We start from the raw sequence: 19,555 nt of genomic DNA, 5'->3' as shown, positions 1-19,555 counted from the left end.
CAGAAGGGTCACAGCTCGCGCACCTTCTGGCGGCGGACGATCCAGATGAAGAACGGTGCGCCGATGACCGCCGTGATGATGCCGACCTGGATCTCCTCCGACGATGGGGCGATCACTCGTCCGATGATGTCGCTCGCGAGCAGCAGTGCGGCGCCGCCGAGGGCGGAGAACGGCAGTAGCCAGCGGTGGTCCGTGCCGATCAGCATCCGGCACATGTGCGGGATGACGAGGCCGACGAAGCCGATCGGACCGGCGATCGCCGTGGCGGCGCCCGCGAGGATCACGGCGCCGACCGCCGAGACGAGGCGGGTGCGGAAGACCCGCTCGCCGAGGCCGGCCGCCATGTCGTCGCCGAGCGCCAGGGAGTTCATGCCGCGTGCGCACATGAAGCAGATGAGCGCGCCGATGGCGAGCACGGGAGCGGTGATCGCGATGCGCGGCCACTCCGCGCCGCCAACGCCGCCGACCTGCCAGGACTGGAACGTCTGCAGCAGGTCGACGCGGGGCAGCATGACCGCGCTGATCAGTGAGCCGAGCGCCGCCGAGGTCGCAGCCCCGGCGAGGGCGAGTTTGAGGGGCGTCGCACCGCCCCGGCCGAGCGAGCCGACCGCGTACACGAAGACAGCGGCGACCGCGGCACCGAGGATGGCCAGCAGCATGTAACCGTAGGCGGTCGAGATGCCGAAGAAGGCGATCCCGAACACGACCGCGAGCGAGGCGCCGTTCGTGACTCCGAGGATGCCGGGGTCGGCGATGGGGTTGCGGGTGACGGCCTGCATCGCAGCTCCTGAGAGTGCGAGCGCGGCGCCGACGAGGATGGCGAGCACTGTCCGGGGGATCCGCTTGATGATCGCGGCCTGCGAGACGGTGTCGTCGTGCCCGGTGAGCGCAGCGGCGATGTCGTCGAGCGATACGGTGCGCACACCGAACGAGACCGACAGGATGCACAGGACGAGGATGACGCCGGCGCCGATCAGCAGCCAGAGCACACGCACCGACGTCGGGCGCCGCAGTCTCGCGGCGCCCGACGTCGAAGCGTGGGCGACTGAGGTCACTCGTCGAGCAGCGGTGCTTCGAGAATCGCGAAGTAGTCGTCGATGCCCCACGGAATCGAGAGCGGCGACGGGTTCGCGGAGTTCGCCATCGGAGACGCGTCGGGAAGGATCGCGATGTTGCCGGCGGCGATCGCGGGGATCTTACCTAGCAGGGGATCGGCCTGCAGCAGCGGGATGATCGACTCGTCGCCGTAGGTGATGAACACGTCGACGTCGTCGAACTTCTCGACCTCTTCCGCGCTGACCATCAGGTAGAAGTCGGTGCTGTCGGCGTTGTCCGCGACGACCTGCGGCTCCGGCAGACCGAGTTCGAGCAGGAAGCCGGGGCGGGTGTCGATGCGCGTGTAGTAGCCGACCTGGCTGAGGTCGTTCGGGTCGATGTAGCTGAAGAGCAGCTTCGCGTCCTTCAGCGCGGGGTGCGCGTCGAGTGCCGCCTGCGTCTGGGCATCCAGATCCTCGATCAGTGCCTCGCCCTCGTCGGCGAGTCCGATCGCCTCGGAGTTCAGCGTGATCATGTCCTGCACCGAGGTGCCCCATGCGACCTCGGGGTACGCGACGACAGGTGCGATCTTGGAGAGGGTGTCGTAGTCCTCCTGCGTGAGGCCGGAGTACGAAGCGAGGATGACGTCGGGGCTCGTGTCGGCGACGGCTTCGAAGTCGATGCCGTCGGCCTCGTCGAACAGCACCGGCACCTCGCCCGCCTTCTCTGCATCCTTGTCACCCATCAGCGACACATCGATGCCGAGTTCATCGAGCTTGTCCTCGACCCACGGGAGCACGCCGTTGTCGTCGTCGTCCCCCCAGGCGACCTTGCTCATTCCGACCGGCACGACGCCGAGGGCGAGCGGGACCTCGTGATTGGCCCAGTTGACGGTCGCGATGCGATCGGGCTTCTCGCTGATCGTGGTCTCTCCGAAGAAGTGCTCCACGGTGACCGGGAACGCGTCGGCGGATGCCGGGTTCGTGCCGATCAGGGAGTCGGAGTCCGAACTGTCGGAAGGTGCGGGGGTCGCGCAGGCGGCAAGGCCGACTGCCATGACTGCGACCGCACCGATGCCGAGAATACGAGAGATGCGCACGGGATTTCCCTTTCGGGTTGTCGGGGGATGGCACGAAGAGCGCCGGATGCTTTGGTAAGCCTGCCCTAATTTATCAGAGAGTTAGGCTGGCCTCATACGGTTCGGCCGATATCGCCCAGGGCTAACGTGGGGAACATGCGGATGACATCGGCGGTGCGCAGCGCGAAACGCGCACCTCTACTGCAGGTCGTGAAGTCGGCGGTGGCGACGATCGGCGCATGGCTGATCGCCGGGTGGCTGGTGCCAGGACCGCTGCCTGTGTTCGCCGCGATCGCCGCCCTGCTGGTGGTGCTCCCGAGTGTGAACCAGTCGTTCGCAAAGGCGATCGAGCGCAGCCTCGGCGTGATCGTCGGCGTCGTTATCGCGACGGGCCTCAGCCTGCTGTTGGGTCCGCAGAGCTGGGTCGTTCTGCTCGCGATCGTGGTGGCGATGCTGGTGGCATGGGTCTTCCGCGCCACTCCTGGCATGGGGAACCAGGTCGCGATCTCGGCGATGCTCGTCCTCGCGCTCGGATCATCCAGCCCTCAATACGCCCTGGACCGCATCGTCGAGACCCTGATCGGCGTCGCGATCGGCATCATCGTCAACGCCCTGATCGTGCCACCGGTGCTCACCGCCCCCGCGCGGCGCGACCTGGGGCTGCTCGGCGCGGAGATCGCCGCCAGTCTCGACCGGCTGGCCTCGGCGCTGCCCACTGCGCAGACCCCAGCGCAGCTTCAGGGGCTGATGGTGGAAGCGCGACTGCTGCGGCCGATGCTGATCGCAGCCGAAGCATCCATCTCCGCAGGTGAGGAGGCGCTGACGCTCAACCCACGCCGATCCCAACGCGGTGACCTCGTGGAGATGCGAGCCCTCCTCGAGAAGCTGTCTCCGATCGTCACGCAGGTGATCGGGATGACGCGGGCGTACTTCGACCACTATGACGACACCCTCGCCGACGAACCGACCGTGCACGCGATCGCTGAGCAGCTTCGCCGCGCCGGCCATGATGTGCGCCTTGCAGTGCAGGTCGCCGACGTCGCACCTGAGCCTTCCGCGGAGACATCGGCCATCCCGGCGCTGACAGCTCCGCTGCGGGTGAAGCCGCCGGCATCAGGTCATTGGATCCTGATCGGCTCACTCATGGAAGACCTGCGCCGTATCCGCGACGAACTCGTCGGGGAGGATTGACGACCCGGCGCCCGAGTACACCCGTCGGTGGATTGTCACGGATGTCGGCCGAAATGGCCGATCCGAGCCGACATCTGTGATCTCGGCCGACAGGTGTACTCGCGACAGCCGGTCGTAGGCTGGGATCATGACCGCCACGATGACCGTCCCTGACGTGCTCTCCGAGCTCGCCGCGCTCGAAGACCCGAAGATGCGGTCCGCGAACGAGAAGCGCGGCGACGACCACGGCATCAACCTGTCGAAGATGCGCGGGCTCGCGAAGCAGGTCAAGACGAATCATGCCCTGGCGAAGGAGCTGTGGTCGACGGGTGAGACCGCGCCGCGCCTGCTCGCGCTGCTGATCTGCAAGCCGCGGGAGTTCTCCGCGGATGAGTTGGATGCGATGCTGCGCGAGACACGCCCGCCGAAGGTCAACGAGTGGTTCGTGAGCTACATCGCGAAGAAGTCGCCACTCGCCGAGGAGATGCGCGTGCGGTGGTTCGACGACGCGGATCCGACGGTCGCCGCGGCCGCGTGGTCGCTGACGAGCGAACGCGTCGCGAAGAAGCCGGAGGGCCTCGATCTCGAAGATCTGCTCGACCGGATCGAGCGCGATATGAAGGACGCCCCCACGCGTCCGCAATGGACGATGAACGAAACACTCGCGCAGATCGGCATCTATCACCCGCACCTGCGTGCACGTGCGCTGGAGATCGGCGAACGCCTGCAGGTGCTGGCCGACTACCCGACAGCGCCTGGCTGCACCTCGCCGTTCGCGCCGAGCTGGATCGGCGAGATCGTCAGGCGCCGCGAGGGCTGAGCCGGCTCAGCTCAGCCGCTGAGCACCGCCAGCACATCGGCGTGGACGAGTGCGCCGCCGTCGAGCTCGGCGGCCAGCACCTGGCGCGCGGGCCGGGAGGCCGGGTCGGGGAACATCGCCGACCACTCACGGTTCAGCGCATCACGATCGCGATACGTCGTCAGGTGGATCGTGAGTTTGAGGATGTCGTCGGTCGATCCGCCCGCGGCATCCATCAGCGCACGGATGTGCTGGAACACATTCGCGCACTGCTCGTCGAGCCCTTCCGGCATCTCGCGGGTCTGCGGGTCGCGCCCGGTGAGCGCGCCCGACGCGAGGAACGGCCCGATGCGGCTCGCCGCCGGAATGGGGTTCGCGTGCCCGAAGCCGGGCAGTTCGATGCTCACACGTCCGCCCATGGATCCTCCTTCACTGCAGCCGACACCGCATGATCGTCATGCCGTCCTGATCGTCTTCCGCTGCAGCCGTCTCTCCTCGCGGCCGGCCGGATGCGACGCCGGCGTCGCGGCAAGCAGCCGCCGCGTGTAGGCATCCTGCGGAGACTCGAACAGTTCCTCGGTTTCGGCGAGTTCGACCAGGTCCCCCTGGCTCATCACCCCGACCCGATCGGCGATGTGCCGCACGAGTGCCAGGTCATGCGCGATGAACAGGTAGCTCACGCCGGTCTTCTGCTGCAGGTCGGCGAGCAGGTTGATGATCTGCCCCTGCGTCGAGAGGTCGAGGGCGCTCACGGCCTCATCGCACACGACGAGCCTCGGCTCGAGCACCAGAGCCCTGGCGATCGCCGCGCGCTGCTGCTGCCCTCCCGACATCTCGACCGGGAAACGATCGAGATGCTCCACGCCGAGCCCGACGAGCTCGATCGCCTCGACCATCCGATCACGTCGGTCGCGTCGATCTCGGTGCCCGTGACGCTCGAGCGCGGTGTCGAGGGTGTGCGAGATGAGGTGGCGCGGGTTCAGCGACGCGCTCGGATCCTGGAAGACCGCCTGCACCTGCCGCCGATATGCCAACGGGGTGCGCTCCCCCCACTCCGCCAGGTCCTGCCCGTCGAAACGGATGCTCCCCGCCAGTGTCGGGAGCAACCGCAGGATCGCGCGGCCCGTCGTGCTCTTGCCCGAACCGGATTCCCCGACGAACGCCAGAGTCTCACCCGGATGGATGTCGAAGCTGATGTCGCGCACGGCGGGCACGACCCTGCGCCGGAACAGGCCGACCTTCTGTTCGTAGCCTGCGGACAGTCCGCGAACCTCGAGGAGTGGCGTACTCATCGGCGGCCCTCCTTCGCATCGATGGCATCCAGTGAGGCGTCGATGGTGGCGCGCAGCTGCGCATCGATCACGGGCAGCCGATCGCGCCCGACCGCATTCATCGGGTTCGCCTGCAGCAGCGCTGCGGTATAGGGATGCTGAGGCGAGTCGAAGAGGCGGTCGACCGCAGCATCCTCGACGATGCGCCCTCGATACATGACGGCAGCACGGTCGCAGGTCTCGGCGACCACCCCCAGGCTGTGCGTGATCATCAGAACGCCCATTCCGTACTCGTCGCGCAGGTCCAGGATGAGATCGAGCACCTGGCTCTGTGTGGTGACGTCGAGCGCGCTCGTCGCCTCGTCGGCGATGAGCAGTTCCGGGTCTGCGGCGAGCGCCATGGCGATCGCGACGCGCTGGGCCATTCCGCCGGAGAACTGATGCGGGTAGTCGTCCAGCCGCGAGGCGGCGCCGCGTACACCGACACGCTCCAGCAGCTCGACCGCCCTCGCCCGAGCCTGTGAACGGTTCATGCCCTTGTGGATGCGCAGCGGTTCGATGAGCTGCGTTCCCACGGTGTGCACGGGTGACAGCGCCGTCATCGGGTCCTGGAACACCGCCCCGATCTTCGCGCCGCGCACCGATCGCAGCTCGCGTTCGGTCTTGCCTGCGATCTGCTCGCCGTCGAGGCGGATGTCGCCCGACGACAGCCAGGTGCCGGCGGGAAGCATTCCGAGCACCGCGCGCGCGAATGTCGACTTGCCGGAGCCTGATTCGCCGAGCAGCCCGACGATCTCGCCCTTCGCGACGTCGAGCCCGATGCGCGTGACGAGGTCGACCTGCTCGCCATCGGGTCGCAGCACGGAGACGCTGACATCACGGGCGTGCAGAAGCGGCGATGGGCCGTCCACGATGGCTGCCGGGCGGTCGGCGGCGACCGCGGATGCCGCCTTCTTCGAAGTGCCGACCGACACCGCAGCGCCGGCACCGGCCACGGCGAAGGAATCGTCCACCGTGCCCCGCGAGCGGACGCCGAGACGCGGCACACGGCGCTTCTCGCCGACGAGCGCATCGTTCAATCCGTCGCCGAAGACGCTGAACGACAATACGACGAGCACGATCGCGATGCCGGGCGGCCAGCTCAGATACGGGGCGACATTCTGCTTGTCCACCGCGAGGCTCAGCATGGAGCCCCACGTCGGGGTGTCGCTGTCGAGACCGACGCCGAGGAAGCTCATGGCCGACTCGATCATGATCGCCGATCCGAGGAAGACAGCACCCTGGGTGATGATCGGACCGATCAGGTTCGGCAGCACCTGCCCGAAGATGATCTGACCACGGCGCAGTCCCACGACCTCGGCGGCCTCGACGTAGAGCTTGCGACGCTCGACCAGCACGGTCGCTCTCGTCATGCGCGCGAACGCCATCGAGAAGATGAGGCCGATCGCGAACATGAGGATGAACATGTTCCGGCCGAGGATCGCGATGACCGTGATGCCGATCATCATGCCCGGCAGTGACTGCGCCATGTCGACGAAGCGCATGCCGATGCGGTCCCACCAGCCGCCGTGGAAGCCGAACACCAGACCGAGCGGAACGCCGATGACCATCGCGATCAGCACCGAGCCGACGGCGATGAGCAGCACGATCCGCGCACCGTAGATGAGACGGCTCAGCTGGTCTCGACCGAGGTCGTCTGTGCCGAGCAGGAACTGGGCGGACGGTGCCTCGAGCACGTTGTCGAGGTGCGCCTGATTCGGGTCGTACGGCGCGATCCACGGCGCCGCGATGGCCACGACGATCAGCAGCACGATGAACGCGAAGGCGAGCAGCGTCGCGGGCTGACGGCGCACTCTGGAGAGCACTCTGCCGATGTTCGACGCGTGCTTGCGGGGCGATGCGGCCTGGACCGTCGTCGTGTAGGTGTCGCTCATTGGGGTCGCGATTTCGGATCGATCAGCCCGTAGCTGATGTCGAGTATGAGGTTGATGAGGATCACCAGGGTGGCGATCAGCAGCACGCCGCCCTGCACGACGGCGAAGTCCTTGCTCGTGACGCTGCGGACGATGAGGGTGCCGACGCCGGGGAACGCGAACACCTTCTCGACGGCGAAGCTCGCGCCGAGCATGATGCTCACCGTGATGCCGGTCGACGCGAGGATCGGCACGAGCGCGTTCTTGAAGCCGTAGCGGAAGATCAGTCGACTCCGCGGTACCCCGGCGGCGGCGAGTGAGTCGATGTAGCGCGATGACATGGTCTGCGCCATGGCGGTGCGTGTCTGCCTGGCTATCAGTGCCGCGCCGGCGATGCCGAGTGCGATCGAGGGAAGCACGAGGCCGCGCATCCAGGCGACGGGATCGACGGTGATCGGCACGTAGGCGACCACAGGGAAGATCTGCAGCTGCACGGCGAACACCAGCATCAGCACGATGCCGATCCAGAACTCGGGCACTGCCATCGTCAGGCTCGTGACGGCCGTGGCGACGCGGTCGCGGATGGATCCAGGCTTGGTGCCGCCGATGAGCCCGAGTGCAAGACCGAGGAGCACTGCGACGATGACTCCGCCGAGGAGCAGCGACAGTGTTGCCGGCAGTCGCTCCGCGAAGATCGCCGTGACGGGACGACCCGAGGCGAACGAGTTGCCGAAGTCGCCCTGAAGCACCCCGGCGTAGTACTCACCGAGTCGAACGAAGAAGGGTCGATCCAGCCCCAGCTGGGCTTCGAGTCCCGCGATGCTCTCCGGCGTCGCCGCAGCACCCAGGATCGCCGCCGCCGGGCTGCCTGGAACCAGGTAGACGAGCAGGAAGACGAAGAACGACAGAAGGATCAGCTGAGGGATCGCCAGGGCGAGGCGGGAGAGGATGAGCTTGATCATTTCAGGTCCATCCTCTCGTCGACTCGCCCCGGCAGGCAGTGCATCGTGATCACGAGACGGGTGTCAGCTCTCGGTAGTTGACCGACTTCGGCTCCCAGGGCTCGTTCGGCGCGTCGACACCGGCGACGGCGTCAGCGTTCCACGCCAGAGTCTCCACACCGCGCTGGTGGGCGCAGGTGAGGGCCTCTTCGGAGATGATCTTCGTGACCTCGGCCCACAGATCCGCGGCCTCCTCCGAGTCGCCCGCAGCGATCGCTGCCGCTGCGGCGTCGGCGAGCTCCGCGCTCTCCACACCGGACGGGTTCCCAGGAGCGTCGGCGGCGAACCACGCGCTGTACCACTCGAACGGAGTCAGCTCGTCGTTCGACGACAGACCCATGGGGTACTTGCCCGAGTTCCACTCGCCGTTGTACTGGGGCGGCGGCAGCGTCTGGACGCTGACGTTGAAGTCGCCGATCTCGGCGGCCTGGGTCATGTAGATCTCGATCTGGCTCGCGTTGTAAGGCGCGGCGACCATCTCGACATCGACCGACGGGCTGCCCGCCGCCTCATAGAGCTCCTGCGCCTGAGCGAGATCCGTCGGGTACCCCTCGATGTCGGGGTTGTAGCCGAGCTCGCCTTCGACGAAGTGCTGCGTGGCTGACTCGCCCTCGCCCTCGACCTTGACGAACTGGTCGACGTCGATCGCGTAGCAGACCGCCTGGCGCAGTTCGACGGACTCGAAAGTGCCGCCGGGTCCGCGATCGAAGAAGAACAGGTTGTTGCGGATCGCCGGGTACTGGAGCGATTCGATGTTCGAACCCTCGAATCGGGGCAGGGTGGTGATCTCGGTGTCGGTGATGTCGATCTCGCCGGCGAGCAGGGCCGCCGCCGAAGACTCCGCCTCATCGATCGCGTAGAGCTCGACGTTCGCGAAACCGGGCTCATCGCCCCAGTAGTCGTCGAAGGCGCTGAACAGCATGCGCGTGCCGATGACCGATCCAGCCTCGTCATATGCCCAGGGCGATGTGCCCACCGGCGTCTGGGCGATCGAGCCGTCGGCGATGGCGGCAGGGCTCGCGATCGGCAGCACACGCGTGGTGAGCGTGTTCGCGATCGACGGCGTCGGGCCGGTCAGATTGAGCCGCACCGTGTACTCGTCGACCACATCAACGGATGCCACGGCCTGCAGCGGACCGGCATAGGCGGTGGCGCCGTCGCGGACGAACTCCACGTTGGCCTTGACCGCTTCGGCGTTGAAGGGTTCACCGTCGTGGAAGGTGACGCCCTCGCGCAGCGTCAGCGTCAGGGCATCGGCGGTGAGCTCATAATCGGTGGCGAGGAACGGCGCGGGCTGCCCGTCCTCTCCGGGTGCGAGCAGGGTCTCGTAGGGGATGCGGAGCGGACCGCCCTCCATCTCCTGGCCGGGGGACCAGTTCTCGGGGAACTGACCGAAGTTCACTCGAAGCGTGGCGTCGGACACGGTGGTTCCGCCGTCATCCGCCTCCGGTTCGGCCGCGGAACATCCCGCGATCAGCACGCCGGTGACCGCCAACAGCGTCACCGACCTCATTACTGCACTCTTGCGTGGCACCTTTGCCTCCTTGGCATCAATTGGTCCACCGGATCGGGTCCGGGGGTCTAGGGGTTCTCGCTGGACCCGTGGGCCCTCGAGAAGCAGATCCTCATGTCAGTCGTCCTCGACGAGTTCGTTCGCCACGACGGTGTTCTCGATCATGCCGAGTCCCTGGATCTCGGCGCGCACGACGTCGCCCGGCACGAGCCAGTTCTGCGTCGGCGCGCCGATCCCCGAGGGAGTGCCGGTGGCGAGGATGTCACCGGGCATCAGCGTCATCACCTGACTGAGATACGCGATCTGCATGTAGATGTCGTAGATCATGTCTGAGGTGTCTGCATTCTGTCGCACTTCACCGTTCACGCTGAGCGTCATCTGCAGTTTCAGCGGGTCGACGATCTCATCGACGGTCGTCAGCCACGGCCCGATCGGACCGTGCGTGTCGAACGACTTGCCCAGCGTGAACGTCGGCGAGAGCTTGGCCAGCCAGTCGCGCACCGACACATCGTTGGCGACGAGGTAGCCCGCGATGTACTCTCGCGCGTCTTCCGCGGTGACGTTGCGGGCGGCCTTGCCGATCACGACGCCGAGCTCGATCTCGTAGTCGAGCTGCTCCGACACGGCCGGACGCACGATGTCGCCGAACGGATCGTTGATGCAGGAGACCTGCTTGTTGAACCACATCTGGCTGGTGGGGATCGGGATGCCGGCGGCGCGCGCCTCTTCGGCGTGGGCCGCATAGTTCATCCCGATGCCGAGGAACTTCTGCGGGTCATCGATCGGCGCCAGCAGAGTGACACCACGAAGCGGATGCCGCGGGCCGGATGCCACGAGGATGCTGTCCCGCAGAGCATCGAGCTCGGGGATCAGCGCCTTCAGCGAGGTGCCGACGCCCTCGACGCCCGAGAGATCGACGACCTCAGCGCCGTCGACGAGGCCGATGCGAATCAGCCCGTCCCCGGTGTGGAAGCGTGCGAGCTTCATGCGTTCTCCTTCTGCTCGCTCGGCAGCGTGCCCCAGACCTCTTCACCGAACGGCGTCATCTGGAAGCTCACGAACCGCCACTGTCCGTCTTCGCCGCGATGCAGCACCTGAGTGACGACGCCGTCGACGATGCGCTCGCCGCCTCCGGGGGCGTGCATGCGATTCACGATGCCGCCCGTGACGACGGCGGTATCCCCGAAGACGCGCACCAGCAGATCCTGACGGGTGATCTCGATGTACGCCCTGCGCACCGACACGTGCTCGAGGAGCAGCGTCTTGGTGTGCACGAGCCCCGGCGCGTGGATGTGGATCAGTGAGTCGTCGAAGATCTCGTCGAGCGCGGCGGTGTCGCCCGCGACCAGGGCGGCCTGCCGACGCTTCTCGACCGCCAGGACCTCCTCTTCAACCGTGCCGGTCATCGCGCAGCCACCTCGTCCCAGGTGCGGAATCCGGTGGCTTCGCCGGCCTCATGGCCTGGACGCGGAGCGCCGACCAGAGCGTGGTACCTGCTGAAGATCTCATCGGCCTCGGCGAGAGGCAGCACCTGTTCGATGTCATCGAAGGGCTTACCATCGGTGCGCTCGGCGACCATGCGCCGGATCACCTCGTAGCCCTCACCGCGCATGTTGTCGGCGATGCGGTTCACGAGCTGACGGCGTGCGGCTTCATACTCGGCGAATGCCAAGACGGGATCACCGTGTTCGGCGAGCTTCTCGGTCAGAACGCGGGCATCGAGCATCGCCTGGGTGATCCCGTTCCCGCCGCGCGGGTACATGGCGTGCGCCGAGTCGCCGAGAAGCACGACACGGCCGTCGATCCAGGACTCCAGGGGGAAATGCCGGATGAGGGGGAAGAGGTACACCTCGCGCGCATCGCGGATCAGTTGCTGCACATCGAGGAACGGCAGCTCCAGGGTCTCGAACGCGGGAATGATCTGCTCAGGGTCGGCGACCTGATTCCAGTCCTCGACGGTCTCCTCGCCATTGGTCTCGACGACCCAGTTGATGAGATCGAGGCCCGTGCCCTCGAAGTTCTCAGCGATCGGGTAGATGATCATGGTCGAGATACGAGGGTCGCCGAGATGCAGGATCGTGTGTCCCCCGCGGATCGGCTCGCGAAGCGTCGTGCCTCGCCACATCGTGATGCCGGAGAACTCCGGCTCGGCCAGGTTCGGGTGCATCTGACGACGCACGGCCGACCTGATGCCGTCCGCCGCGATCACGGCGTCATGCCGCACCTGCTCACCGCGCCCGTCACGGTGCTCGATGTCGAGCGTGACGCCGTCGGCGTCCTGCGAGTAGCGCACGACGCGAGCGCCGAGCACGACCGCGTCCGCACCGAGCCGCTCGAGCACCGTGCGATACAGGAGCATCTGCAGGATGCCGCGATGCACGAACCGCTGCTCGTGCAGATACCCCATGTGCACACCGCACTTCTCGGCATAGATCTCCTGGCCGAAGTGGTTGTAGAAGATCGAGTCCTCGGCGTCGACGGAGATCGCTCGGAACTCATCGAGCAACCCCAGCTCTTCGAACTCCTTCGTGCCGACGGTCTTGATGTCTACGCCGACGCCGAGGGGCTTGAGCTCAGGGACGGCTTCGTAGACGGTCGCCGTGATGCCCTGCTGCTGAAGACGCAGGGCGGTGACGAGTCCGCCTGGACCGGCTCCGATGATCGCGATGTCGTGCATGTGGTCTCTCTCTGTCGGATCCGGCTAGACGCCGGTGGTCTGGAAAAGTTCGTCGAGCACGCCGGTCGTCGCCCGCCATGCCCGTGAGGCGTTGCGCGGGTGGTGAGCGAAGAGCTCGGGGTGCGGTGAGTTCTGGGACTTGGGGCTGGTGAAGGCGTGAGTGGTGTGGCTGTAGACGTCGATCTCCCAGTCGAGGTCGGCGGCAGTGAGCGCATTCTCGAGTCGGATGCGCTGCTCACGCGTCGCCATCGGATCGATCGAGCCGACGGCGATGTACGCCTGCACACCGGATGCCGCAGCCTCTGACCAGTCGTCTTCGAGAAGGTCGAGTCCGGGGTGGATCGCGATCACGCCGCGCGCCCTGCCTCCTGTGCGGATGAACTCGAGGGCGGACGAGCCGCCGAAGCAGTAGCCCAGCAGTGCGATGTTCCCTCGGTCGACCTCGGGCTGTGCGCTCGCGATCCGGTGCGCCGCGGCGATCCGGCCGTGCCATTCATGCCGGTTGCCGGCCATCGCCCCGATCAGTGGTCCGATCTCCGGCTGCGCGGTGGGGGTGGCGCGGTCTCCCCAGACGTCTGCGGCGAAGACGGTGAGCCCGCGTGCTGCGAGGTCTTCGGCGATCGCGATCATGTCCTCACCGAGACCGAAGGCGTCGTGAATGAGCATGACGGTCGGCAGTGCTCTGGCGTTCGCGGGCGCCACGACCAGGCCGCGCATCGCGGTTTCGCCGAGCACGTACTCGACGTCGCGGTGTGTCAGATCGGCCATCGTCGTCATTCCTCCTTGAACGTGAGATTGATCGTACGCAGGATCGCACACGATTTCAAGCGCGATGCGCTACTGTTATTTTCAAGAGCCCGAGCGCACAAAGGAGAGCGTCATGCCCGTCGTAGACATCAACATCCACCACCTCCCTGAGGACCTGTTCACGAACGAGAAGATCCTGAACGGCTTCCTCGACAGCGCTCCCCGTGGCTTCGGTGAGATCGCCAGCGTCATCGAGATGGAGAGCGGCAAGAAGCAGCTCGTGCTCGAGAAGCCCAAGGGCTACCCGAACCTCAACTACGTCGAGGGCGACTACTCCGCCGAATCGAAGCTCGCCGCCATGGACGAGGCCGGCGTCGACTACGGCGTCATGCGCGTGCCCGTCTGGCAGGAGTGGCTGGGTCTGGAGACCTGCAAGGCCGTCAACGACAACGCCGCCGAGATCGTGAAGCGTTCGAACGGCCGCCTGTTCGCCACCGCGTGCGTTCCGCCGTGGGGCGGCAAGGAGAACATCTACGAACTGGAGCGTTCGGTGAAGGAGCTCGGCGCCGTCGGCGTGCAGCTCGCCTGCCACTACGGTCAGCTCTACCTCGACGACGAGGTCTTCAGGCCGTACCTGAAGGTGATCGAGAAGCTCGACATCCCGGTGATCGTGCACCACACCCCGCTGCCGGTCGAGTACAAGTCGGTGCTCGACTACACCAACCTCCGCCGCGAGTTCGGGCGCATCATGGACCAGGGCGTCGCGGTCGGACGCGAGCTGTTCAGCGGCATGTTCGACGAGATGCCTGGCCTCCGCATGATCCACACGATGCTCGGCGGCAACTGGTTCGCGAACACCGAGCTGCTCACCCCGAAGCAGCCGAAGAAGCAGGAGGCCATGCAGCGCCTCGATCCGACCGGCGGCGAGAAGATCAAGCAGTACCTGGACCAGAACATCTTCTTCGACCTGACCCACCCGCACTCCTGGGGCAAGGTGCAGGTCGAGGCTGCGCTGAAGATCAACGGCGCCGACCACTACATGTTCGGCTCCTCGTTCCCTGTGTTCTACAGCTGGATGAGCCAGGGCGTCGAGTTCGTGAAGAACGAGCTCGACATCAGCGACGCCGACCGCGAGGCCGTGCTCTACGGCAACGCCAAGCGCATGTTCAACCTCCCGATCTGAACAACGCCCGCGGAGCATCCGATGAGTGAGCACTCCTCGCACAACGACATCGACGACTTCTTCTCCAGCGACCGCGTCGCCGGGCGAGACGAAGCGATCGAGCTCAGTTCGAAGAGCTATCGCGAGCACCTGATCGAACACGACGATCCGATGCTGGTCGATGTGCGCGGCATGGATTACGAGCAGTTCGCCGACGATCGATACCAGGCGCCGTTCCTGCGCGACCTGCTGGAGTACTGGCGTGGCCTGTACGACGAGCCCTTCGTCGGCATCACCTCCGACGGCGAACGCCAAGAAGGGGTGTACTCGCTCCCGGCGGGCGTATCGTCCGACCCGGCGCCGGCCGCCGCGGCATCCGCTCTGCTCGACCTGCTCACCCCGCATCAGCGCGCCAAGCTCTGCTATCCGCTGGACGCCGCGCAGTGGCGCGGGTGGAGCAACCCCGAGTTCGTCTTCTTCCGGATCGGCTTGCGCCTGGAGGAGCAGTCGGATGCTGTCGTGCACGCCGCGCTCGCGGTGATCGAGGCGTCTCTGAGCCCGGACGGCTACGCGCGGGTCGTCGAGGCGATGGCGCTGAACGGATACCTCGGAGAGCTCGTCGACCTGCCCACGATCATGAACGATCGCAGCTACTGGTTCGCGCTGTACGGCACGCCTTCGGCCGACGAGCCATGGGGCTGGCAACTGTTCGGGCACCATGTCGCGCTGAACTTCGTCTCGGTCGGCGGGCGGCACGTGATCGCGCCGGTGTTCCTCGGCGCGGAGCCTGCGCTGTCGGACGACGAGCGGCCGCCGTTGTTCGATGCCCGAGAGCAGCTCGCGATCGAGTTGGCCGAGTCGTTCGATGAGACCCAGCGAGCGGAAGCCGTCGTGTTCGCGTCGGTTCTCGACCCGGCGATGCCGGAGGGGCGGCTGCATCCGGCCGACGAGCGACATGTCGCCGGGGCTTTCCGCGACAACCGTGTGGTGCCCTATGAGGGCATCCGCGCGTCCGCGCTCGACGACGCGCAGTGGTCACTGCTGCGGCGGGTCGTCGAAGATTTCTTGCTGCTCACCGAACCGCAGCGCGCGCAGGCTCTCGCCGACGTCGATGCGCACCGCGACGAGACGTACTTCAGCTGGTACGGGGCGACCGACGGATCGCAGCCGTTCTACTTCCGCATCCAGAGCCCGGTGATCCTCGCCGAACTCGATCACCATGCCGGAGTATGGCTGAACAATCGTCTGCCGGCGCGTTTCCACGTGCACACCACACTGCGACTGCCCAACGGCAACGACTACGCCAAGGCGTATCTCGCTCAGTGGGCTGCGCGCAGCGCGCGCTGAGCCCGTTCAGCTCGGGTCGTTGCGACTGACTTCGTCGTGCGCGAGCACCGCGTCGAGCGTCGCGATCTCGTGGCGGCGGGCGGCCGTCTCGATCGTCTCGGCATCCGCTCCGCTCTCGATGAGGTCGAGCAACTCGTCGTGCTCGGAGAGGGATGCCATGGCTCGGCCGGGTGCGTACCAGAAGGCCGAGCGGCGGATGATGTCCATCCGGGTCCACTCTGTCTCGACGAGTTCGCTCAGTCGCTCATCGTCGCAGCGCGAGCAGAGCACGATGTGGAACTGCCGGTTGAGCCGGCCGAAGCGGATCGTGTCGAAATTCGCCAGCGCGTCGGCCATGTCGCGGTTGAGGCCGCGCGCCTTGGCGAGGTCATCTGCGGTGAGGTTCACTGCAGACAGCGCAGTGGCGAGCCCTTCGAGTCGTGCGAGCAGACGGATCGAACGCTTCCAGGACCCGGTATCGAAGGTCTTGACCAGCGCACCGACGTTGGGGACGATGTCGACCCACCCCTCGGCTTCGAGTCGCCGCAGCGACTCACGCCATGGAACGGAGCTGATGTTGTACTCCCGACCGAGCTGATCGATGACGAGTCGATGGCCGGGCGCGAAGACACCGTCCATGATCTTCGTCTTCAGGATCGTGTACGCCTGCTCGGCTTTGCTCGGCGCCATCGCGAGCCCCCTTGTCTGCTCTCCGACGACATCAGCGTACGTCAGTCGTGCAGTCTCGATCCTATCAAATTTCGCACACGATCTCAGGGAGAGATCAGCCGGTTTCGTCGATCAGGGCGAGCAGTCGCGCCTGAGCCGGATACTGCATCGCGCCCTGCCGCGCGAGAGCAAGCGCCTGCAGGCCCTTCGGATCAGGATCGAGCCGACGCATGGTGACGTTGAACCTGGTGAGGCTGGCTCGATCAGGGTCGGGCAGGATGCCCCACGCGAGGCCGGCCTCGATGAGCGGGAGGCTCGCCTGGATCGTCTCGACCGTGCGAATCCGGGAGGGCGTGACGCCGTGCCGGCGCAGTGCGGCATCCACCGCCTCGGGCAGGCTCGGCACCGCCGCGGTGCGGTGCGGCAGCACGAGGACGCGGTCGTCGAATGAACGCAGGGGAAACGGGTCCGGCGCGTCTGCCAGGTCGGGTGGGAGCACGGCGACCAGAGGAACCTCGCCCCAGTCGTGCACCTCGAACGAAGAGGCATGCCGACGCGCGAATCGCTTCGGCTCGGCGACGAGGACCGCCGCGACGTCGACCGTGCGCTGCTGCAGCATGTCGACGGCATCCCATGGAGGAGGATCGAGCAGGTTGATCTCGACATCGGGCGCCTCGGCGGCGTATCGGCGGAGCAGTTCGGGGATGCGGCGCCACATCAGCACGGGGACTGCGGCGATCGTGAGGGTGCCGGCGACCCCGGCGCCGAACCGCGTCAGCGTGCTCGCGATCTCGTCGACGTCGCTCAGCACGCGAGAGGACGCGCCGAGCAGATAGCGTCCGGCACTGGTGGGTTCGACGCCGCGCGTCGACCGCTCCAGCAGTGGTGTGCCGACTTCGGTCTCAAGCCGCGAGATGGCCACGCTGAGCGAGGGCTGCGACAGGCGCAGCTGCGCCGCCGCGGCCGAGATCGAGCCGGCCTCGACCACAGCTGCGAAGTACCTCAGGTGGCGAAGTTCCATTGATCAGATACTACGCGGATAGCGTCGATATAGTCCTGACCTATGGCCGCGACAGTCAGATAGGCGGTTCCGCGCAGCATCCGATCGGCGAAGACTGGAACTCCGCTCTCATCAAGGAGGATGCTGTGCTCCCCACCACCAACGACGCCCCGCCGTTCGCGCTCACCCGCGCGAGCCACGTCTCGCTCGCCGTCACCGACCTCGAGGCCAGCCGCGATTTCTACCGCGACGTGATCGGCCTCGTCGTCACCGAAGAGGCCGATGACACCGTGTACCTGCGCGGCCTGGAAGAGGCCGCGCACCACAGCCTGGTGCTCGTGCGTGCCGATGCGCCGCAGGCGCTGCACATCGGTCTGCGCGTGCGCACCGACGATGACATCGTCGCCGCCGAGAAGCACTTCGCCGGCACGGGCATCGAATACGAGCGCGTCGAGGTCGATCACCAGGGTCCGACGATCCGCTTCCGCGATGCGGTCGGCACACACATCGAACTCACCAGCTCGATGGACGTCGTCGAGCGCAAGATGCAGAACTTCGACGAGTTCCGCGGCTCGTTCCCGCAGCGCCTCGACCACTACCAGGTGGCCATCCATGATGTGCAGTCCGCGACCGACTTCTGGGCGGGGCTCGGCATGCGCATGGCCGAGTACACCGCAGCCGACGGCACCGATGAGCTCTGGGGCACCTGGCTCGAGGTGAAGGGCAACACGCACGACCTCGTCTTCACGAATGGCCGCGGCCCTCGCCTGCACCACTTCGCGTACACGGTTCCCGACGCCGCCGCCCTGATCCACGCGGCCGACGTGTGCGGCGCGACCGGCTTCGGCCAGGAGATCGATCGCGGCCCCGGCCGACACGGGATCAGCAACGCACTGTTCCTGTATGTGCGCGACCCCGACCAGCACCGCATCGAGCTGTTCACCACTCATTACCAGTTCATCGACCTGGAGACCCCGCCGATGCGCTGGGACGTCAGCAACCCGCAGCGAGCGCAGCTGTGGGGCATGCCCGCATCCAGGCGCTGGTTCTTCGAGGCCAGCGAGTTCCCGGCCGAGCCGGTGCTCGACCCGCTTCTCAAGGCCAACCCCGCGACGCTCGAGGAGTTCCTCGGGCTGCACTGACGCATCTGCCGACGAGGCGCACGCACGTGGAAGAGCCGCCCTTCCCGATCGGGGAGGGCGGCTCTTCTCATGGGATCGATCAGCCGCAGAACGGGATGGCTTCGTCGAGGTTGGCGTCGGTGATCAGCGCCGTCGGCATTGCGAAGACCTTCTCCCCGGAGACATCCTTCAACAACGCCAACGTGTTCTCGATCGATGTCACGCCGAGGTTCGCCGCGGAATCGGCGACCGTGGCCGAGAACTCACCGCTCTCGATGGCCGCGAGGCCGTCATCCGTGCCGTTCATCGTCACGATCCGCACGTCGTCCATACCCGCGGCGTCGAACGCGCTGCGGGCACCGAACGCCATGTCTTCATTCAGGACGAAGACGTAGTCCAGGTCGGGGTTGGACTGGGCGAAGTTCTCGGCGACCTCCTGCGCCTTGCCACGGTTGTACATCCCGGGCTGCTCGCCGACGATCGTGACGTTCGAAGCGACGGCTTCCTTGAAACCGTTCACGACATAGTCGGACGATGCGCCGGGGGCTCCGCCGATCACGGCGACGTTCACGTCGTCGCCGCCGGAGTCCTCAGCGATCCAGTCGGCGGCGATGCCGCCCACTCCCGGGAGATCGACGACTGCCGCACCGAGCACACCCGTGAGATCGTCGGGAACGACCGCGACGAGATAGATCGGCACATCCGCGGCATTCGCCTTCTGGATGCCGCCCGCCATCGCGTCGACGCTCACGGTGTTCAGCACGATCGCGTCGACACCCCGAGCGATCATGTCCTCGATGTTGCCCGTCTCCTTCGCGGCATCCGCGTCGGAGTTGGCGACCAGGAGCTCGACGCCCTCCGCCTCGGCGGCGGATTCCATGCCGTTCTGCAGGCACGCGCCCCACTCGTTGTTCGCGCTGCTTATGAAGCCGATCTTGGTCGCCGCGTCACCGCCTGCCGCCGCGTCGTCGCCGCTGTCCGTGCCGGATGCGCTGCACCCGGTGAAGACGAGTCCTGCTGCGATGGTCGCCGTCAGGAGAGGAATCAGCCTTCTTTGCCTGTTCATCTGCCGT

The 19,555-nt window shown here is 66.5% G+C and carries 19 protein-coding genes; 5 read left to right on the top strand and 14 right to left on the bottom strand.

Features of this window, described 5'->3' with window-relative positions:
* Positions 1-8 precede the first annotated feature (8 nt).
* Entirely contained in the window at positions 9-1,055 is a 1,047-nt protein-coding gene (locus IEV67_RS06225) for a FecCD family ABC transporter permease (RefSeq protein WP_188435642.1), read from the bottom strand.
* Positions 1,052-2,134: an iron-siderophore ABC transporter substrate-binding protein gene (locus IEV67_RS06220; protein ID WP_188435641.1), complete on the bottom strand. Its 1,083-nt coding sequence runs from the start codon at positions 2,132-2,134 to the stop codon at positions 1,052-1,054. Before IEV67_RS06220 ends, IEV67_RS06225 begins: the two co-directional genes overlap by 4 nt.
* A 135-nt stretch (positions 2,135-2,269) precedes the next feature.
* On the opposite strand from IEV67_RS06220, the gene IEV67_RS06215 reads away from it, so the two are divergent.
* Complete coding sequence (locus IEV67_RS06215; protein WP_188435640.1) at positions 2,270-3,304, top strand: FUSC family protein; 1,035 nt, start codon at positions 2,270-2,272, stop codon at positions 3,302-3,304.
* A gap of 127 nt (positions 3,305-3,431) precedes the next feature.
* The gene (locus IEV67_RS06210; RefSeq protein ID WP_188435639.1) at positions 3,432-4,103 is read left to right on the top strand and encodes a DNA alkylation repair protein; all 672 of its coding nucleotides are present in this window, start codon (positions 3,432-3,434) and stop codon (positions 4,101-4,103) included.
* Positions 4,104-4,114: 11 nt separating this feature from the next.
* On the opposite strand, the gene IEV67_RS06205 is transcribed toward IEV67_RS06210, so the two are convergent.
* The 9 genes from IEV67_RS06205 to IEV67_RS06165 all read right to left on the bottom strand — a co-directional run bounded on the left by IEV67_RS06205 (position 4,115) and on the right by IEV67_RS06165 (position 13,225).
* Positions 4,115-4,501, bottom strand: a complete 387-nt coding sequence (locus IEV67_RS06205; RefSeq protein ID WP_188435638.1) for a RidA family protein — start codon at positions 4,499-4,501, stop codon at positions 4,115-4,117.
* A gap of 36 nt (positions 4,502-4,537) precedes the next feature.
* Entirely contained in the window at positions 4,538-5,374 is an 837-nt protein-coding gene (locus IEV67_RS06200; RefSeq protein ID WP_188435637.1) for an ATP-binding cassette domain-containing protein, read from the bottom strand.
* Positions 5,371-7,287, bottom strand: coding sequence for a dipeptide/oligopeptide/nickel ABC transporter permease/ATP-binding protein (locus IEV67_RS06195; RefSeq protein WP_188435636.1), 1,917 nt, complete (start codon positions 7,285-7,287; stop codon positions 5,371-5,373). Before IEV67_RS06195 ends, IEV67_RS06200 begins: the two co-directional genes overlap by 4 nt.
* Positions 7,284-8,228 (bottom strand): ABC transporter permease, encoded by a 945-nt coding sequence (locus IEV67_RS06190; protein ID WP_188435635.1) that lies wholly within the window; start codon positions 8,226-8,228, stop codon positions 7,284-7,286. The genes IEV67_RS06195 and IEV67_RS06190 overlap by 4 nt, the downstream gene beginning before the upstream one ends.
* Positions 8,229-8,277: 49 nt before the next feature.
* Entirely contained in the window at positions 8,278-9,780 is a 1,503-nt protein-coding gene (locus IEV67_RS06185; RefSeq protein ID WP_188435634.1) for an ABC transporter substrate-binding protein, read from the bottom strand.
* 117 nt (positions 9,781-9,897) lie between these two features.
* Positions 9,898-10,767, bottom strand: coding sequence for a fumarylacetoacetate hydrolase family protein (locus IEV67_RS06180; RefSeq protein ID WP_188435633.1), 870 nt, complete (start codon positions 10,765-10,767; stop codon positions 9,898-9,900).
* The gene (locus IEV67_RS06175) at positions 10,764-11,186 is read right to left on the bottom strand and encodes a nuclear transport factor 2 family protein (RefSeq protein ID WP_188435632.1); all 423 of its coding nucleotides are present in this window, start codon (positions 11,184-11,186) and stop codon (positions 10,764-10,766) included. The genes IEV67_RS06180 and IEV67_RS06175 overlap by 4 nt, the downstream gene beginning before the upstream one ends.
* Positions 11,183-12,457, bottom strand: coding sequence for an FAD-dependent monooxygenase (locus tag IEV67_RS06170; RefSeq protein ID WP_188435631.1), 1,275 nt, complete (start codon positions 12,455-12,457; stop codon positions 11,183-11,185). The genes IEV67_RS06175 and IEV67_RS06170 overlap by 4 nt, the downstream gene beginning before the upstream one ends.
* 24 nt (positions 12,458-12,481) lie before the next feature.
* A complete protein-coding gene (locus IEV67_RS06165; protein WP_188435630.1) occupies positions 12,482-13,225 on the bottom strand; it encodes a dienelactone hydrolase family protein in 744 nt (247 codons plus the stop codon).
* A gap of 112 nt (positions 13,226-13,337) precedes the next feature.
* On the opposite strand from IEV67_RS06165, the gene IEV67_RS06160 reads away from it, so the two are divergent.
* Both IEV67_RS06160 and IEV67_RS06155 read left to right on the top strand, forming a co-directional pair.
* A complete protein-coding gene (locus IEV67_RS06160) occupies positions 13,338-14,387 on the top strand; it encodes an amidohydrolase family protein (protein WP_188435629.1) in 1,050 nt (349 codons plus the stop codon).
* Positions 14,388-14,408: 21 nt separating this feature from the next.
* Positions 14,409-15,713 carry a DUF3500 domain-containing protein gene (locus IEV67_RS06155; protein ID WP_188435628.1) on the top strand — a complete coding sequence of 435 codons (1,305 nt, stop codon included), beginning with the start codon at positions 14,409-14,411 and terminating at the stop codon, positions 15,711-15,713.
* Positions 15,714-15,719: 6 nt separating this feature from the next.
* Here IEV67_RS06155 and IEV67_RS06150 read toward each other — a convergent pair whose 3' ends face one another.
* Together IEV67_RS06150 and IEV67_RS06145 are read right to left on the bottom strand one after the other, a co-directional pair.
* A complete protein-coding gene (locus IEV67_RS06150; protein ID WP_188435627.1) occupies positions 15,720-16,382 on the bottom strand; it encodes a GntR family transcriptional regulator in 663 nt (220 codons plus the stop codon).
* Positions 16,383-16,476: 94 nt separating this feature from the next.
* Positions 16,477-17,382: a LysR family transcriptional regulator gene (locus IEV67_RS06145; RefSeq protein WP_188435626.1), complete on the bottom strand. Its 906-nt coding sequence runs from the start codon at positions 17,380-17,382 to the stop codon at positions 16,477-16,479.
* Between IEV67_RS06145 and hpaD the strand changes: the two genes are divergently transcribed.
* Positions 17,382-18,503, top strand: a complete 1,122-nt coding sequence (gene hpaD / locus IEV67_RS06140; protein ID WP_229702797.1) for a 3,4-dihydroxyphenylacetate 2,3-dioxygenase — start codon at positions 17,382-17,384, stop codon at positions 18,501-18,503. The genes IEV67_RS06145 and hpaD overlap by 1 nt on opposite strands.
* 79 nt (positions 18,504-18,582) lie before the next feature.
* Here hpaD and IEV67_RS06135 read toward each other — a convergent pair whose 3' ends face one another.
* Positions 18,583-19,548: a sugar ABC transporter substrate-binding protein gene (locus tag IEV67_RS06135; protein WP_188435625.1), complete on the bottom strand. Its 966-nt coding sequence runs from the start codon at positions 19,546-19,548 to the stop codon at positions 18,583-18,585.
* Between the last annotated feature and the right edge of the window lie 7 nt (positions 19,549-19,555).

It is taken from the genome of Microbacterium murale, from assembly GCF_014635185.1.
Classification (GTDB): domain Bacteria; phylum Actinomycetota; class Actinomycetes; order Actinomycetales; family Microbacteriaceae; genus Microbacterium; species Microbacterium murale.
Note: the sequence above shows the minus strand (reverse complement) of the source record. Positions and strands in the feature narration are given on the sequence as shown.